The organism is Pseudomonas sp. GW823-FHT03E05 (genome assembly GCF_058796855.1).
On record NZ_JBXAJB010000007.1, the window covers coordinates 258005 to 274386 of the forward strand.

Consider the following 16382-nt stretch of genomic DNA (forward strand, 5'->3'; position numbering starts at 1 on the left):
TTTTACGGCTTTGCCGAGGCCAACCCGTCAGGGTGTTTGCTTATGCAAATCATTCCTATTTCGTACGGGACTTCCATGCACCTTCCAACACTCACCCCGGCCCGCAGCATCCTCGCACTGGCCATCTGCCTGGCCTGCAACCCCGTGATGGCGGTCGAGCCCACCACCGCTACCGACAACCAGGCAACCGCCACCTACAGTTTTGCCATCGCCCGCCAGTCCCTGGCCAATGCCCTGGACCAACTGAGTACCCAGAGCGGTTTGCAGATCGCCTACTCCGCGGCACTGGCCCAGGGGATCGAGTCGGCGGAGGTCAGCGGGCGCATGAGCGCGGAACAGGCACTGGGCAAGCTGCTGGCCGGCACCGGCCTGGGTTTTGAACGCAACGGCGCCAACGCGGTGCTGCTGACCCGCCTGCCCCAGAGCAGCCAGGCCGTGGAGCTGGAGGCCACCCAGATCGTCAGCAACCAGTTGGGCACCGTCACCGAAGGCAGCGGCTCCTACACCCCAGGCACCATCGCCACGGCGACCCGCATGGTGCTGACCCCGCGGCAGACCCCGCAGTCGATCACCGTGGTCACCCGGCAGCACATGGAAGATTTCGGCCTCAACAACGTCGACGACGTGATGCGCCATACGCCGGGCATCACCGTCTCGGCCTACGATACCGACCGCACCAACTACTACGCCCGCGGTTTCTCGATCAACAACTTCCAGTACGACGGTATTCCCTCCACCGTGCGCAACGTCGCCTATTCGGCTGGCAACACCCTCAGCGACATGGCCATCTACGACCGGGTGGAAGTGCTCAAGGGTGCCACCGGCCTGCTGACCGGCGCCGGCTCCCTGGGGGCCACCATCAACCTGGTGCGCAAGAAGCCCACCGCCCAGTTCCAGGGCCACGCCTCCCTGGGCATGGGCTCCTGGGACAACTACCGCAGCGAACTGGACGTCAGCGGGCCGCTGACCGAAACCGGCAATGTTCGCGGCCGCGCAGTGGCGGCCTACCAGGACAAGCAGTCGTTCCTCGACCACTATTCGCGCAAGACCTCGACCTACTACGGCATCCTCGAATTCGACCTGTCCCCCGACACCCTGCTGACCGTGGGCGGCGACTACCAGGACAACATCCCCAAGGGCTCCAGCTGGTCCGGCACCTTCCCGTTGATCAACGCCACCGGCGGGCACAACAGCATGTCGCGCTCCTACAACAACGGCGCGACCTGGAGCGGCTGGGAGCAATACACCCGCACCGCTTTTGCCATGCTCGAACACGACCTGGGGGATGGCTGGGTCACCAAGCTGCAACTGGACCACAAGATCAACAGCTACCACGCCGAACTCGGCTCGATCCAGTTCGACGAACCGCAGACCGATGGCACGGCCAAGGTCAACGCACAGAAGTACACCGGCGACACCACCAGCGATTCCGCTGACCTGTACCTGAGCGGCCCCTTCAGTCTATTCGGCCGCGAGCATGAACTGGTGCTGGGCGGCTCCATCGCCAACTCGCGCTGGACCGGCAAGGGCTACTGGTCCCCGGACTTCCCCGGGGGCAAGGGTAACGTGGTGGACTTCTACAACTGGCACGGCAAGATCGAACGGCCCATCTGGGGGCTGCCGGCCCAGCGCACCGACGACACCGTGCGCCAGACCGGCACCTACATGACCACCCGCCTCAACCTGATGGACGACCTGAACCTGTTTCTGGGCGGGCGCGTGGTCAACTATCACCTCACCGGCCTGACCCCGTCCTACAAGGAAAGCGGACGCTTCGTGCCCTACGTCGGCGCGGTCTACGACCTCGACGACCACTTCTCGGTCTACGCCAGCTACACCGATATCTTCATGCCCCAGGAAAGCTGGAACAAGGACAAGGACAGCAAGCTGCTCAACCCGGACGAAGGCCAGAACTACGAGCTGGGGCTCAAGGGCGAGTTCTTCGAAGGCCGCCTGAACAGCAGCCTGGCCTACTTCGAAGTGCACGAGACCAACCGCTCGGTGCCGGACGATGCCTACAACAACCAGTCGCCCACCCCCGACAACTACGCGTTCAAGGGCGCCAAGGCCGTGACCAAGGGCTACGAACTGGAGATTTCCGGCGAACTGAGCCCGGGCTGGCAAGTGCAGGCCGGCTACACCCACAAGATCGTGCGTGATGACGAGGGCGACAAGATCTCCACCTTCGAGCCGCAGGACCAGGTCAACCTCTACACCAGCTACAAGCTCAAGGGCGACCTGGACAAGCTGACCGTCGGTGGCGGCCTGCGCTGGCAGAGCGAGGGCTGGTATTCGGTCTACAACGCACCGCGCAAGATCAACGAAGACATTTCCCAGGAGGCCTACTGGCTGGTGGACCTGATGACCCGCTACCAGATCACCCAGAACCTGTCGGCGACCCTCAACGTCAACAACATCTTCGACAAGTCCTACTACACCAACGTTGGTTTCTATAATTCGGCGGCCTACGGCGAACCCCGCAACTTCATGCTCAGCACCCGCTGGGACTTCTGAGCCGACGGCCCTGCCGGGCCACCCCGCCCGGCAGGGCACCAAGCAGCATCAGTGCCCGTCAGCCAAGCAGGCCCGCCTGCTTGAGCAGGTCCGCCAAGCCCGCGGGAACCAGCGGCGTCTGCTCGGTGAAGCTGGCGCTGCCCTGCCAGCGGGCCACGAAGGGCGCGCCATCGCTTTCCCGGGCATCGAGCTGGGCACGCTGGTAGACACTCGGATCGTCGAAGCGGGCGTCGTAGACCTGGACGAACTCATGGCCGGGCTTGCCGGCATAGGTGAACAGGCTTTCCAGGGTGCCGATCAGGCGCAGGCTGTTGATCGACAGCCCCAGCTCTTCCTGTATTTCCCGAACGATTGCCTGGGCACTGTGCTCGCCAAAGTCGATGCCGCCACCCAGGGGGCGGAACAGCATCTGTTGCTTGTCGGCATCAAAGAACTGATTGACCAGGATCTTGCCCTGGTGATGGAAGATGCACAGCGCGAGCGCGCGGATGCGGGGTTCAGACATGGGGTGAAGTCCATTTGCCGAGACGAGGCGCGGCATTAGAACACGGCGCCAGGACCCTCAGCCAACGTAAAAATGCTTCACCGCCAAGGCCGGGACCTCCTCCATCGCCGACCACAGTTGCTCGTCCAGTTCGCCACTGATCAGCTCATGTTCCTCGTCGCTCAGCAGCCCGGGAATGTCCCACAGTTGCTCCAGTTGCGGGTGGTCTTCCAGGTGCGCGATCAGTTGGCGCTGGCGGCTGACCAGGGCCCGAGTGTTGCGCGCGCCGATCGCGGCCAGGGTGCTGAGCGCCAGCTCGCAGGTCTGCTGCCCCCAGTTGCAGAAGAACTGCAGGAAGCCGCCGTTGTAGCCGTCCGCCTCCAGCCGCCACAGCGCGACGATGGCCTGGTCGTCCGCCGGCAGTTGCTGCAGTTGCCAGTCCAGGGCCTTCAGGCGAGCCATGGACTCATCGCACAGGCATTCCCAGATCCAGTCGATGGCGTTGAGACTGAGCACCGGCTCGCCCAGGTGCGGCCAGGACACGGACCAGCCCCGATGTGCGATGGCAAAATCCGCCCGCTGCTCGGGCGTGGCCTCCCGCAGCCGGCTGTAACGGCTCAGGGGCTGGCGCAGCCGCAAGCCGTCGGCCCAACTCAGGCAGAGCATTTCATCCTCGAAGGCGACGTGGGTGATGGGGCTGAGGTTCATCAGGCAGGACCTTTGGGCAATGTAATTCAGTCGTAAGCGGCCGGACGGCGGCGCGGGCCGATGCCGTGGAGCACCGTGAACAGCCCACCGCCCAGCAGCCCCAGCAGCAGGAACGGAAAGATCCCACGGTTGAGCAAGGGGATCCAGTAGTCCAGCCCCGAAGCCCCCTTCAGGGACCCGGCGAACAGCCCCGGGGCGCCGGACAGCAGCCAGATCAGCACGCCACTGAGGCCACCGCCGATCACATAGCGCCAGCCAGTGGCGAGAAAGCGCTCCACCAGCCACAGCACCGGCCAACTGACCAGCATGCTGATCCAGGCCCCGATCATGGCCCCCAGCAAGAATACCGGCAGGCTTTCCGCGCCCTTGGGATAGAGGGTTACCGCGACGCCCCCCAGGGTCAGCGCCCCCGACAGCGGCACCGCCAGCAGCCGCCGCAAGCCCGGCCCTCGCCCATGGGGCGGCACCGACAGCTGATCAATTCCACGGCTCAGCAGGCTGTACAGGCCAGCCAGGGCCAGCCCGCCCGCCAGCGGCAGCAGCAACAGCTGCATCCATGAAGTACGCACCAGCACCGTGGCCACCAGGCTCAGGATCAGGCTGATCCACAGGTAGCGCGCCCTGGCCTGCGGGCAGCGCCGCTCAGTCCACAGCAACAGGGGAATGCCCAGGACCATGGCGATCACACTGCCAAACAGAAACCCGGAAAACAGCTCCGTGCCATTCCAGCCCTTGATCAGGCCCTTGATCACGGCGTAGATCAGGCCAGCGCACAGGGGCAGTGCAAACAATCGCAGTTCGGCGTTGGGCCGCATGGGGTTCTACCTGGGGTGGCAACGGGTGCTGGGTTGAAGGAAGGTGCGTTTCTACACAAGTGCGGCGGACTAATCCAGTGCCGGAGAAACAATGCAACCTTGAGCCCGGCAATGGCTTATTGCTCAATATCGGGGTATACAGCTGGGCGAAAATCCATCCAGACATCCACCGTAAAAGACCATCCACCGCAAGTCGCTGCACTGCTGTCAGAGCAGAACAAGCATTGGCTTACAGGCAGCCGCCGAGTCCTGTTGCAAGCTCAACAGCAGCTCTGCGACCAGGGCGTGCCCAGCACGATCACCTTGGCACCTGAAACAGCCGGCGCCATTCCTCTGGACAGGCCACTCTGCCACGCTGACGCGGTCCTGTCAGCGCTCCGGCGCAGGTTGCAATGACCCAGCGTTGACCGATGCGATACGAAAGGAAACTTGACGTGCTGGCAAGACTGAACGGACAGGAACTGCATTTCTTTGGCACACCCAAAGCATTCAATGCCATGGCACGAGCCATTCGCAAAGGCCGGCACGGCGAGTCTCAATCAATGCCGCTGGAGCAGGAGCAATCCAGTTTCAGCACCTTGTTCCTGAGTTGCTCCGGTCAATCGAGCAGGATCTGGATTGAGCACAGCGAGGTTCATATCCAGTATGCCGAGGCCAGTAAAAACCGACTCTACCCTTGCCTCTCCATGCCCGCTGAAACAGCGCCGGGTGCGCTTTTTTTCATCGACAAGCGGCATCAGGATCACCCACCGCTGCTCACCGACGACTCGCTAAGCCTTGTGCTGCATGTCATCGCGAACGACGCCGATGCTTGAACTGCATCTGCAAGAGTAAACAGGCCCATGAAAATCTACCTCGACGACGAACGCCAAACCCCGCAAGGCTGGGTTCGCGCCTACTGGCCGGACGAAGTGATCGCGCTGCTGAAGGCCGGTGGCGTCGAGGACATCAGCCTCGACCACGACCTCGGAGATGATCAGCGCGGCACCGGTTACGACGTGATCCTGTGGATCGAAGAGGCCGTGGCCCTCAATGGTTTTCATCCGCCGCGTATTCACATCCACTCGGCCAATGCCAGCGCCGTGGAAAAGATGCGTGCGGGTGTGCAAGCGATCGATCGACTCGCCCGCAACAACGGATGCCGCCAATCAACCCATAACGCAGGCAACTGACCCCATGAGCGGCAACCTGTATGGATACATCCATTGCTTTGACCCTTCGCCGGCTGCCGAAGCGCACAATCGTGCGGTGCTGCAAAGCCTGCCAGTGACGGGGGCGCAGATCACCCGAGCGCTTTTCAGCGTGCTGCCAAACAGCCGGGGGCACTGCTACTTCGGGCATATGGTGCACTTCGCCACCTACCCCAAAGGCAGTTACATCTTCGATGATTCGTGGCTGGCCGAGTACGAAGCCCTGCTGGAGCGCCTGTTCTGGGACAACTCGGAGGTGGTGCATACCTACTGCGGCGAACGGCGCACCTGGGACTCCAGTAAAACCCACGGGCTCGAGCAACCGACAGGCTTGAAGATCAGTAACCGGAAGGTCTTCCCCTCCTACCACGACCTGGAGCCCGTCGACGACAGCGATGCGCCGACGCCGGGCAACAGCTGAGCTGCCAGCGCCCGCTTGATATTCGCGCTATGGGCTACGCAGAACCTGCGGCGAGCGGCGCCAGACTGAGCCAGTCGGCCCTCAACAACCCGTACTGCACCAGATCATGATGGGCCCCCAGCCAGTAACCCGCCTGCCGTGAAAGCCCTTCGCGGATAAACCCCATCCGCTCCAGCAACCTGAGGCTCGCCAGGTTCTGCGGGTGCACCTGGGCCTCGATCCGATTCAACGCCATGTGGGCAAAGCCCCAGTCGAGGATGGCCTCCAGCGCCTCGGTCATCAGCCCCTGCCCTTGCGCCGCACGCCCCAGCTCGAAACCGACGGCGCAGCTGCGCCACTGCCGGTTCCATTTGAACAGGCCGCAGGTGCCCAGCAGGCCCGGTTGGTTGTGGCGTTCGATGGCCCAGCGCGTCCCCGGGTTGGGCAGGCTGCGCCAGCTGGCAAACAGCGCCAGCAGTTGCTCGGCCTGCGGGTAGTCGGTGATGGGGTCGGTGCCGAACCACTGCATGGCATCGGCGTCGCTGTGGATCGCGAACAATGCCGGGACATCGGCCGGGCACAGTTCCCTGAGGATCAGGCGCGGGGTGCGGATAACGGGAAAGTCGCTCATGTGGATACCGCCCTAGCCTGCCAGCTGCTTGCGCAGGATCTGCGCATACTCGTCCTTGATCTGCTCAAAACCGTACTTGTGCTCCAGGCGCTTGACGGTGAAGTGCCCACGGGCCATGTCCTGGTAGAAGTCGGTGAACAGCGCATTGATGGTGGCGCCGGTAAAGGCGCCGATCACCGGCACCGCCTGGGCCGCGAATTTGCTGGAGATGGTCACGCCGTAACGGCTGGCGACTTTCTCGATCAGCAGTGCCAGCCACTTGCCCACCTGCCCCGGCGACAAGCTGCCCACCGCCCCGGCACCGCGCTTGGCGGCAATGGCCGCCAGCTCCTTGGACAGTTGCTGCATGGCCTGGGTGGTGAAGCTGCGGGTGATGTAGTAGCCGGTTTCCGTGGCGTCGTCGGCCTGGCTGTTGCCGCCCATGGCGAACACTTCGATGCAGGCCTGCTTGGTGGCAAAATCCGCCAGATCGAAGCCTTCGCTGCGGGCCACATCGGCCACCGAGCGCATCATGATGGTGGTGGAAATGGGCAACTCGACAAACAGCGCGGCAAAACCGAAGGCCCCGCCCACAGCGCCGGAAGTGGCCGCGTACATCTTGTGCAGCAAGGTCGATGCCGGTTTTTTGGGCGCGTTGTCCAGGCTCCACAGCGCCGCATCGGCGGAGCTGTGCAGGGCCGCCACCACCGCGCCGTTGATCTTTTTCGCCACCACCGCCGGCAGCGCCTTGACCGCACTTTCGATGGGCGAACCCAGCAGCCCGGACAGGCGCGCCGTCAGTGAAGGCGACTCCAGCAAGGCAACGGCGCGCTTGAGGTCCTGGTAATCCGCGGGATGGTCTTTGATGCTCACAGGCGTCTCCATGGGTGGCTGTTCACTGCCTCGGGAAAGAATAAACCCTTGCCTGGCAGCGTCGTGGCTCAATTGCGCGTCCGGCGATAGGCAGGACTAAGGCTTGGCTGGCTCCAACAGCAGGTCCGCAGCCAGCGTCGGGTATTGGACCTTCATCCGCTCCAGGCATTGCAGCAGCAGTTGCGCGTCCCGGGGCAGGCGCCGGGACAATGCTGGCAAGCCGCTGATATGCAACTGTTCGGGCATTTCCACCAGCCCGGTAATGGCGTCCCAGAAGGCGTCCCAGTTACAGCCGTACCAATGGGGAAAACCCAGGGCATCGCGCAGCACCAGGTGCAGTTCAGCGGTGCTCGTCACCTGGCTCAGGTCGATGTGTTGCAGGGGCAGGCGGCTCATTCGTCATTCCTTGGGGTGATGGCTTGAAGGGGCTTTCGCTGGCTGGCCACAAGGGCTTCAGGCCAGCGGCTGGACACCCAGCTGGCGCTGCAACTGCTCCCAGCCCAGCTTGAAAAGCTCTCCAGCAGCTTGGCCGATGCGAACTGGCGGTCTGCGGTGACATCCCCGCCGCTTCGGCCAGGGCACTGGCGGACAGCGAGCTGCCATCGGACAGGATGATGAGCATGCCCCCCGCACCGGCTCGGCGAAGGTTTCGCCGCACACTTCGATCCAGCCCGAAGCATTGTGTGCAAAAAGGTTCGTATAGTCGCACCGCACTGCAGCAAAGGAAATACGCCCCCATGGACCTCAAGCACCGCCTGCGACGCCAGGTACTGATCGCCCCCTGCCGGAGCTATGGGGTGGTGATCCTCGACACCTCGATCGTCAATGTCGCCCTGGAATCCATCGCCCGGGACCGGGATGCCGGCATCACGGCCCTGCAATGAGTCATCAATGCCTACCCCCTGAGCTTCGCCAGCCTGCTGCTCACCGGCGGCCTGCCGGGGGAGCGGTTTGGCGCCCGGGCGCGACAAAGCCGCCGTCGCCGGCCAGGCGACAGCGGCGGCTGCCTCTCCCCTTACAGGTGCTGCTGGAAGAACGGCACCAATTGCGCCATGGCCAGCGCCACCGTTTCGGCGCGGTCGTACAGGTCGTAGTGGGACCCGCCTTCAGCGACCACCAGATGCTTGTCCCGGGAGGCCGCGCGGCCATGGATTTCCAGGCCGTCGCGGTAGGCACCGAAGCCGCCGGGCTTGTCGCCGACCACTACCATCAGTGGCTGGGTCAGCAGCACCTCGGCCTGCAGGAAGGCATCCCAGCCAAAGGCCGCGCTATTGAAGGAAAACAGACCGCTGGTGGCGCCGTTTGGCTGCTGGCCCCGGGCGGTCTTGTAGTACTCGGTGGCTTCCAGTACGTCGATGTCGCTGATGCCGTTCTGCTGCGCCTCGGCTACCGATGCTGGCAGGTAGTCGATCACATGACGCGCCTCGCCCCGGGCCTCGGCGGTGCGCTGCTTCGCCATGGCGTGCAAGGCGCTGACCGGATCGAAGTTGCTGAAACCTTCGCGGATCAGGCGGCCGAAGTTGACCCCGGTAATGGAGGCCAGGGCCTTGATCCGGTAGTCGGTCATTGCCGCCTGGATGGTGTAGCCACCGCCACCACAGACACCGATGGCACCGATGCGCTCGGGGTCGACATAAGGCAGGGTCACCAGGTAGTCGATGGCGAAACGGATGTCCGACACGCGAGTGGCCGGGTCTTCGATAAAGCGTGGCTGGCCGCCGCTGGCGCCCTGGAAACTGGCGTCGAAGGCGATGACCACAAACCCGGCCCGGGCCAGCCCGGCGGCGTAGATGTTGCCGGAGGTCTGCTCCTTGCAACTGCCGATGGGATGGGTGCTGACGATCGCCGGGTAGCGCTTGCCCGGGTCGAAATCCGCCGGCAGATAGATGTCCGCGGCGTTGTCCCAGCCGAAGTTGGGGAAGCTGACGTGTTCGATGCTGTTGCTCATGACCGTACTCCTTGAGCCGCCCTGGGCAGGCTCGTCTGGATCGATAGGCGGACCGCTCGCTCCCGTGTGCGGGAGTGCGGAGTCGGGCGTTACCGAAAGCGCCCGGGACACGGCAGGCCTTGGGGCTGCTGCGTCGTCGGGCACCAGTATAGAAATGGCTCGCGGCGAAACCTTGCCTATTCTGACGGCAAGTTTGCCTGTTTTGCGGATTCTGCCGGCCCACCCCAAAGGGCGTTTCGCTGCAACACAATCAGCTAGAAACAGGCCTATCCGTGGCGGACCGAATGGTTAGGCGCCCAGAGCCGCGCCACAGTCTGTTTGCCTATTTCGCTGAACCCTGCACTGCAACCTGGCCCTTACCCGGCCTCGCGCATCCTGCGGATATCCCGCTGCGGCGGCGCGCCGAACACCCGGCTGTATTCCCGGCTGAACTGCGAAGCACTTTCATAGCCCACCAGCCCCGCGGCGCGCCCGGCATCGATGTTCTGGCTGAGCATCAACTGCCGGGCTTCCTGCAGGCGCAACTGCTTGTGGAATTGCAGCGGGCTGACGCCGATGATGGCGCGAAAATGCTGGCGGAAGGTGGACGGGCTCATATGGGCGCGCTGCGCCAGATCATCGATGCGCAACGGCTGGGTGAAGTTCTGTTTGAGCCAGGCCACGGTCTTGAAGATCTGCTGGGTCGGCGAACCCACCGCCAGCAGCTGCTGCAACGCCAGGCTGTAGGGCCCGGCCAACAGCCGGACGATGATTTCCTGCTGGATCAATGGCGCCAGCTGGGGAATCAGCGCCGGCTCGTCGAGCAAGCCCACCAGCCGCTCCAGAGCGCTGGCCAGCCCCGGCTCCAGTTCATCCACCACCACCGTCCGATAATCGCTGGCCCGCGAAGGCGGTGGCGGCTGCATCTGCGCGGCGGTTTGCAGGATCTGGTGCATGTCCAGGGTCAGCATCATGCCCAGGAAGGGTTCGGCCGCCGAGCCCTGGGTCACCCGGGCCACCACCGGCTGGTCGATGCTGGTCAGCATGCCCTGCCCGGCCCGGTAATTGATCACCGCCTCTTGCAGCAGCACCTGCTTGCCGCCCTGGGCAATCACCCCCAGGCCCAGGCTGTAGATGCAGGGAATGGCCGAGGTCGGCGTGGAACGGCGGTGCAAGGTCAGGTTGGGCACGGCGCTGGGAAAGTCGCCGGAGTGCGGGGTGTGCCGGGCAATCAGGGCCGCGAGTGCGGTGGGGGTTCGGGGCTGGGTCATGTGCGGGCAATCGGAAGTGGCAACAGTACAGGCGGCCACTGTGCGCCGATTGGCCATGCAGATCGAGTTTTTCTTCACGGCCACCAGGGCGGCGGACACAGGTCGATATCCGCCTCGGGGCAGTAGTGGCTGGCAAAAGCAGGCGATCCAATGGCAACCCCTTGCCCACTAAGGCCAACTTCTGCCCGCCATAGCTTCTGGCGCCGCTGCCAACGCCGCGCCGCATCATGTTCAGGGCTCATGGCCCGGGTTTTGCTCTGCTTGGCCAGAACCCACCCAGGAGCAGTCTCATGACAGGAAGCATCTCAAACTCGACATCCCTCGTAGCCATGGGCCTCAAGGGAATCACCAGGGCGCTGGAGAATGGCACGCTGAAGTCCATGAAAATCCAGGTAGAGAATGCGACGCCACAAATGCAGGCGAAGATCGACGCCAGTTTTCATGAATCGCAAATCTCGGACGCCAAACTGATAGCCCAATACAGAGCCAACCCCACCTGGGCGACATTCGACGACAAGAGCAACTCCGTCCAACTGCCCGATGTGCAATCCCTGGGCAAGGACGACGCCACCCATGTGCTCAAGGGCCTGCAATACCTGATGGAAATCGGGCGCCTGGACGGCAAGACGGTCGTTGCCAAAAACGGCGGCCAGACCACCGACAGCCCCGCGCTCTATCAGGACTGGCTGCTGGCGCGGATCGGCGTCGATGCCCACGCCTGAGTAGCCGCAGCCCAGGCTGCGGGAACGCGCTGCATGCGGGTTCGCCAGCCAGGGCCCGGGGGTTCAGACCAGGCGTTTGTGCAGGAAGAAACGCCGGTGCTGCGGCGGGAAATCCTCCAACCGGCCGAATTCGCTGAAGCCATGCCGCTGATAGAACTGCGGCGCCTGAAAGTCGAAGGTATCGAGCCAGATGCCGATACAGCCCTTTTCCCGGGCCAGCTCCTCGGCCATGTTCAGCAATTGCGAGCCCGTGCCCTGGCCCCGTGTCTGCTCGGGGACCGCCAGCAGCTCGATGAACATCCAGCGATAGAAAATCTCCGCCTGCAGGCCACCGAGAATCTCACCGCTGTGCTCGTCGCGAACCACCAGGGCGATGGCCTCGGGCTTGGGATCGCCCGCCTGGGCCCGGTTGTGGGCCCGCAAGGGCTCGAGGATCGCAGCGCGCACCTCCGGCCCCGGGTTCATCAGCATGTCGATACGCGTACTCATTCGCCGTTTCCTTGGATGATGGCTGTGCCGGACCGGGGTGAAAGCGCTCCACGATCCTCCCTGGAGGATCGTGGGTTTGGCAAGGCTGCGCTACCTGGCCGTCGCTGCCGCAACTAGCGGCTGACGTACTGCTCGGTCTTGCTGTCGTAGACATAGGTGAGGTTGTCTGCGGCCGCCAGCGAACGGACCTTTCCCGGGCCCTCGAAGGTAGTGCCGCTGACCTTGACCTGCACCTGCGGCAGCGGCTCCTGGCCGGCGACGAAGCTCAGCTCCCCGTCGCTGCCAATGCAGGGCATGACCGCGCCGTCGTCGCAGGCCGCGGAGTTGTCCTCGCCGGTGCGCACCTGGCCAACGTAGGACCAGACCCAGCCATCGTCTTCGGGTTTCTTGTTCGGATTGAACACCAGCATGGTGTAGCCCCTGGTGATCACCCCATTGTCGAAAGTTGCCGTGGGCACCGCCAGCAGCAGGCGGCCGTCAGCGGTACGGTGCTCAACGGCCTTGCGCTTGGTGTCCACTTCCTCGGGCTTCTCGCCGCCGCCGAAGAAGCCGATCTTGCGTTCGATGCTGCGGATGGAATAGGCCTGCTTCTGGCCCGGGTTGGTGAGTTCGAAGGTGGCATCGGCCAGCCGTACCTGAACCTCCGGCGCGGCAAAATCCTCGCCCTCGCGGGCGGCGCGGTCCCGGGTGTGCCAGACAAAGGTGGCGTAGTAGTGCTTGCCGTCGAAGTCCAGCTCCTGGCCGTACCAGAAGGTGGCGGTAACGCCGTCTTCCAGCTCCACCTCTTCATCCTGGTCCGGCACCTCGACGTTCTGCATCACCGCCAGCACTGCCCCGGGAGGGATCGGCGCACCGGCCTGGGCCAGCATCGAAGCCGCCAGCATGCACGGCGCCAGCAACCAGCCGGCCAGTCGCGCAGCCAGCCGGCCTTCCTTGTGCAGACCTGTATTGCTCTTGATTTTCATCCCTGGAACATCCCTGTAGAACCGATGAGAAAACGCCGGCCACGCAAGTGGCCAATGGCATGACGCGCGATCATATAGCCAGCGTTTCATCAGCGACAAGATGCTGGCAAATGGCAAGCGTAGGCCGCCGGCAAGCGCAGCACCGGGCAAGGCGCGCTTGTTCCTGCGCCAGCCTTGTGAGAGGTTGCTGCCTCACTCGACCTGAAGACCACCATGGATATTCGACCGACGCAAACCAAGGACTGGAGGCTGTTGAAGCAAGTTCGTCTCGCCGCGCTGCAGGACGCCCCGACCGCGTTCGGGGTCAGCTACCAGAGTGCCGCCCGGTACAGTGACCAGCAGTGGCAGGAACGTGCCTCGGGCGCGGCCAGCGCATTCTGGCTGGCCATCGAGGATGGCCAGCCCCTGGGAATGATCGGCGCCGCAGTCAGTGAGGCAAACCGCTACAACCTGATCGGCATGTGGGTCGCACCCGCGGCCCGTGGCTCCGGCGTGGCGGCCCGGCTGGTGGAGGCGGTGAAGTCGCGCGCACGGGAACAAGGCCATGAGCGGGTGTTCCTCGACGTCTCCCCCGCCAATGCCAGGGCCGCGAGTTTCTATCTGCGCCAGGGGTTCGCGTTCATTGATGAGTGGGAGCCTCTGCAAAGCCACCCCCACATCCAGGTGCAGACCATGCTCTGGACAGTGCAGGGCTGACTGCAACGGCCCCTTCGGCATCAGGCCCGCCGGTTAGCCCTCGCCAATGCCGCAAGCGGCAGGCCCGTACCCTGGACCGCCGCCCTGGCTTGCCGGTGGTGCCGGCTGTTCTGGGAGCCCGCCAAGCGATCAGCGGGCCATGTCGAGGACCAGCCTGCCATGGCCATGGCGGCCCCTGCTTTTTTCCAGCGCCTGCGGGGCGTCACTCAGGGGGAAGGCTTGGACAGCGACCTGCAAGCGGCCCTGGTCGAACAGCTCGGCAATCCTCGCCAACTGGCCACCATCACCACGGGTGGCGAAATTCACCGGGGTCACGCCATAGTCGTTGGCCAGGGTGATGTCGGGCTGGCTCACCGGGGAAACCAGCACCCCGTGCCGTTTCAACAGGGCGAACGACAGCGCCTGGGTTTGCTCCCCCACCAGGTCCAGGACCACATCGACCGCGGGCCGCCATTGAGTGAAATCCTGGCGGCGATAGTCGATGACCTGATCGGCCCCTAGCCCTTTGAGGTAGGCATGGTTGTCCGCCGAAGCGCTGGCGATGACCTCGGCCCCCAGGTACTTGGCGATCTGCACCGCCATGCTGCCCACACCTCCTGCCGCGGCATGGATCAACACCTTCTGCCCGGGCTGTACGCCGGCATGTTCGGTCAGGGCCTGCCAGGCGGTCAGCGCCGTGGCGGGCACGGCGCCGGCCTGCAACGCAGTGAGGGAACGGGGCAGCAACGCCAGCGTGGACTCCCGGGCAACTGCCTTGCCGGCATAGCCGCCCGTGATGTTGATGAAACCGAACACCCGGTCACCGACCTCGAACCGGCTGGCGCCCCGGCCGGTGGCAAGCACCCGCCCGGCCACCTCGACCCCCGGGGTGAAAGGCAGTGGCAGCGGGATGAATGCCTGCATGGCACCGGACAGGATCTTCCAGTCGATAGGGTTGACTCCAGCACCGGCGACATCGATCAGCACTTCACCTTCGCCAGCCACAGGGTCGGCAACTTCTTCCAGGCGCAGGACATCGGGACTGCCGTATTGGTAGGCACGTATGGCTTTCATGGACACCTCGATCAGGCAAGAAAACACAGGGAAACCGCAGCCGCCGCGAGGGAACCGGCCCCCGCTGGCGGGTGATCAGCGACGGCGGGCGTCGAGGCTGAAACGACCGGCACCGAACGCCACGACCTGCAACAGGCCACCGGCCATGGCCAGGTTCTTGAAGAAGTGGATGAACTGGTTCTGGTCGCCCAGTGCGTTATGGAAGGCCAAGGCAGTGACCACGCTGAACAACGCCAGCAATGCCGCGACAGTGCGGGTCCGCCAGCCAGCGACCAGGGCCAGGCCGCCGCCGATTTCAACGATGACCGCCAGGGCCAGGGCCAGCTGCGGAAATGGCAAGCCGACAGAGCCGATGTAACCGATCATCATCGCCGGTGCCGCCAGCTTCGAGACGCCGGACAACAGGAAGATCGCGCTGAGCAGCACTCGGCCAGCCAGTGCGGCCACGGCCTGGGGAGTATCGGAGCGGCTTTGTTGGCGAGTGTCGGGTTGAGCAATATGGGCAGAAGCGGGCATGAGGTATTTCCTTCAGTTGGGTGCGATCCGAGATGAATCGCCCGGGTGAAGAAAGCTTGCGCCGCCACAGCTTCTCTGAATAGCCGACTAATTTAGATCATTAGGTTCGATAAAATAGGCAAGAATACAACGCTCACTGGACACTGCCTCACCCCCTCCCCGGCTGGAATCGATCACACTGCCGGGGCGTCAACGCCGATAACGCTCAAGGAACCCGAGATGATCTCCGACCCCGGCACCCCGACGCTGGACCAATTGCGCGTATTCCTGACCGTGGTGGAAGTCGGCAGCTTCGCCGGCGCCGCAAGAAAACTGCACCGCGCTACGTCCGTCATCAGCTACTCCATCGCCAACCTGGAAATGCAGCTCGGGGTCTCGCTGTTCGACCGCCAGAGCACGCGCAAGCCGCAACTCACCGAGGCCGGACGCACCGTGCTCGTAGAGGCCAGGACCATCGCCAACGGCGTCCATGGCCTGCGTGCCAAGGTCAGGGGCCTGTTGCAAGGCCTGGAGGCCGAGGTCCACCTGGTGCTCGATGTGATGCTGGCCCCCGAGCGCGTGGTGGACGCCCTCAAGGCCTTTCGCGAAGCCTTTCCCACGGTGGCCCTGCACCTGCACATGGAAGCCCTGGGAGCAGTCACCGAGCGGGTGATCGAGCGCGGCGCAGTCGTCGGCATCAGTGGGCCGATGAACGAAAGCATCGACGGGATCGAAAGAATCGGTGTGGGCAGTGTCGAGCTGATTCCGGTGGCCGCGCCGGATCATCCCCTGGCCGCCAGCGATGCCAACCTGACCGGCGCCGGGCGCGAATTCATCCAGCTGGTGCTGTCGGACCGCTCGACGCTGACCCGGGGCAGGGATTTCGCGGTGCTGAGCAACCGCACCTGGCGGCTGGCGGACCTGGGCGCCAAGCACATGTTGCTGCGTGCCGGCATCGGCTGGGGCAACATGCCGCGGCCCATGGTCGAGGAGGACCTGCGCAGCGGCCGGCTGGTGCGCCTGAACCTTCCGGAATATCAAAGCGGGATCTACGCCTTCGACGCCATCTACCGCAGCGACACGCCGCCGGGCCCGGCGGCGCGATGGCTGATCGAACGGTTCCTGCAACAGGTTTCGACGCCGCCGGCCATCCAGCCCCAGGCATAAGGC

20 protein-coding genes are annotated in these 16382 nt (G+C 64.2%); 8 read left to right on the top strand and 12 right to left on the bottom strand.

Annotated features, from left to right (window positions below):
• The first annotated feature begins 42 nt into the window (after positions 1–42).
• Positions 43–2514 carry a TonB-dependent siderophore receptor gene (locus AC1RCO_RS26525; protein ID WP_492618200.1) on the top strand — a complete coding sequence of 824 codons (2472 nt, stop codon included), beginning with the start codon at positions 43–45 and terminating at the stop codon, positions 2512–2514.
• 58 nt (positions 2515–2572) lie between these two features.
• On the opposite strand, the gene AC1RCO_RS26530 is transcribed toward AC1RCO_RS26525, so the two are convergent.
• The 3 genes from AC1RCO_RS26530 to AC1RCO_RS26540 are packed head-to-tail and all read right to left on the bottom strand — an operon-like array spanning position 2573 to position 4521.
• Positions 2573–3019 (bottom strand): NUDIX hydrolase, encoded by a 447-nt coding sequence (locus AC1RCO_RS26530; protein WP_169893659.1) that lies wholly within the window; start codon positions 3017–3019, stop codon positions 2573–2575.
• 57 nt (positions 3020–3076) lie between these two features.
• Positions 3077–3706, bottom strand: coding sequence for a DMP19 family protein (locus AC1RCO_RS26535; protein WP_125063156.1), 630 nt, complete (start codon positions 3704–3706; stop codon positions 3077–3079).
• A 26-nt stretch (positions 3707–3732) separates the two neighbouring features.
• Positions 3733–4521 (bottom strand): hypothetical protein, encoded by a 789-nt coding sequence (locus AC1RCO_RS26540; RefSeq protein WP_492618201.1) that lies wholly within the window; start codon positions 4519–4521, stop codon positions 3733–3735.
• 434 nt (positions 4522–4955) lie between these two features.
• On the opposite strand from AC1RCO_RS26540, the gene AC1RCO_RS26545 reads away from it, so the two are divergent.
• From AC1RCO_RS26545 to AC1RCO_RS26555, 3 genes are read left to right on the top strand one after another with little or no spacing between them, the layout of a single operon-like run.
• On the top strand, positions 4956–5336 hold the full coding sequence (locus tag AC1RCO_RS26545) for a hypothetical protein (protein ID WP_041752167.1): 381 nt from the start codon (positions 4956–4958) through the stop codon (positions 5334–5336).
• Positions 5337–5363: 27 nt separating this feature from the next.
• Positions 5364–5693 carry a cyclic-phosphate processing receiver domain-containing protein gene (locus AC1RCO_RS26550; RefSeq protein WP_011060685.1) on the top strand — a complete coding sequence of 110 codons (330 nt, stop codon included), beginning with the start codon at positions 5364–5366 and terminating at the stop codon, positions 5691–5693.
• A 4-nt stretch (positions 5694–5697) separates the two neighbouring features.
• The gene (locus AC1RCO_RS26555; RefSeq protein WP_346624117.1) at positions 5698–6132 is read left to right on the top strand and encodes a hypothetical protein; all 435 of its coding nucleotides are present in this window, start codon (positions 5698–5700) and stop codon (positions 6130–6132) included.
• A gap of 34 nt (positions 6133–6166) precedes the next feature.
• Here the strand turns inward: AC1RCO_RS26555 and AC1RCO_RS26560 are convergent, their stop codons facing one another.
• The 3 genes from AC1RCO_RS26560 to AC1RCO_RS26570 all read right to left on the bottom strand — a co-directional run bounded on the left by AC1RCO_RS26560 (position 6167) and on the right by AC1RCO_RS26570 (position 7990).
• A complete protein-coding gene (locus AC1RCO_RS26560) occupies positions 6167–6742 on the bottom strand; it encodes a GNAT family N-acetyltransferase (protein ID WP_492618202.1) in 576 nt (191 codons plus the stop codon).
• A gap of 12 nt (positions 6743–6754) precedes the next feature.
• The gene (locus AC1RCO_RS26565; protein WP_093409056.1) at positions 6755–7606 is read right to left on the bottom strand and encodes an EcsC family protein; all 852 of its coding nucleotides are present in this window, start codon (positions 7604–7606) and stop codon (positions 6755–6757) included.
• Between the two features lie 84 nt (positions 7607–7690).
• Positions 7691–7990 carry a barstar family protein gene (locus tag AC1RCO_RS26570; RefSeq protein WP_015635147.1) on the bottom strand — a complete coding sequence of 100 codons (300 nt, stop codon included), beginning with the start codon at positions 7988–7990 and terminating at the stop codon, positions 7691–7693.
• 341 nt (positions 7991–8331) lie between these two features.
• On the opposite strand from AC1RCO_RS26570, the gene AC1RCO_RS26575 reads away from it, so the two are divergent.
• On the top strand, positions 8332–8478 hold the full coding sequence (locus AC1RCO_RS26575; protein WP_145992905.1) for an MFS transporter: 147 nt from the start codon (positions 8332–8334) through the stop codon (positions 8476–8478).
• A gap of 131 nt (positions 8479–8609) precedes the next feature.
• On the opposite strand, the gene AC1RCO_RS26580 is transcribed toward AC1RCO_RS26575, so the two are convergent.
• Positions 8610–9542, bottom strand: coding sequence for an alpha/beta hydrolase (locus tag AC1RCO_RS26580; RefSeq protein ID WP_065363703.1), 933 nt, complete (start codon positions 9540–9542; stop codon positions 8610–8612).
• Between the two features lie 356 nt (positions 9543–9898).
• On the bottom strand, positions 9899–10849 hold the full coding sequence (locus AC1RCO_RS26585) for an AraC family transcriptional regulator (RefSeq protein ID WP_051003314.1): 951 nt from the start codon (positions 10847–10849) through the stop codon (positions 9899–9901).
• 233 nt (positions 10850–11082) lie between these two features.
• On the opposite strand from AC1RCO_RS26585, the gene AC1RCO_RS26590 reads away from it, so the two are divergent.
• The gene (locus AC1RCO_RS26590; RefSeq protein WP_015635144.1) at positions 11083–11514 is read left to right on the top strand and encodes a hypothetical protein; all 432 of its coding nucleotides are present in this window, start codon (positions 11083–11085) and stop codon (positions 11512–11514) included.
• Positions 11515–11577: 63 nt separating this feature from the next.
• On the opposite strand, the gene AC1RCO_RS26595 is transcribed toward AC1RCO_RS26590, so the two are convergent.
• Positions 11578–12003, bottom strand: coding sequence for a GNAT family N-acetyltransferase (locus AC1RCO_RS26595; protein ID WP_011060675.1), 426 nt, complete (start codon positions 12001–12003; stop codon positions 11578–11580).
• A gap of 113 nt (positions 12004–12116) precedes the next feature.
• A complete protein-coding gene (locus AC1RCO_RS26600) occupies positions 12117–12968 on the bottom strand; it encodes a hypothetical protein (RefSeq protein ID WP_041774174.1) in 852 nt (283 codons plus the stop codon).
• A gap of 213 nt (positions 12969–13181) precedes the next feature.
• On the opposite strand from AC1RCO_RS26600, the gene AC1RCO_RS26605 reads away from it, so the two are divergent.
• On the top strand, positions 13182–13664 hold the full coding sequence (locus AC1RCO_RS26605) for a GNAT family N-acetyltransferase (RefSeq protein ID WP_073698931.1): 483 nt from the start codon (positions 13182–13184) through the stop codon (positions 13662–13664).
• A 129-nt stretch (positions 13665–13793) separates the two neighbouring features.
• On the opposite strand, the gene AC1RCO_RS26610 is transcribed toward AC1RCO_RS26605, so the two are convergent.
• A complete protein-coding gene (locus AC1RCO_RS26610) occupies positions 13794–14717 on the bottom strand; it encodes an NADP-dependent oxidoreductase (protein ID WP_169893653.1) in 924 nt (307 codons plus the stop codon).
• Between the two features lie 75 nt (positions 14718–14792).
• Positions 14793–15233 carry a DoxX family protein gene (locus AC1RCO_RS26615; protein ID WP_169893646.1) on the bottom strand — a complete coding sequence of 147 codons (441 nt, stop codon included), beginning with the start codon at positions 15231–15233 and terminating at the stop codon, positions 14793–14795.
• Between the two features lie 219 nt (positions 15234–15452).
• On the opposite strand from AC1RCO_RS26615, the gene AC1RCO_RS26620 reads away from it, so the two are divergent.
• Positions 15453–16379, top strand: coding sequence for a LysR family transcriptional regulator (locus AC1RCO_RS26620; protein ID WP_492618203.1), 927 nt, complete (start codon positions 15453–15455; stop codon positions 16377–16379).
• Positions 16380–16382: the final 3 nt, after the last annotated feature.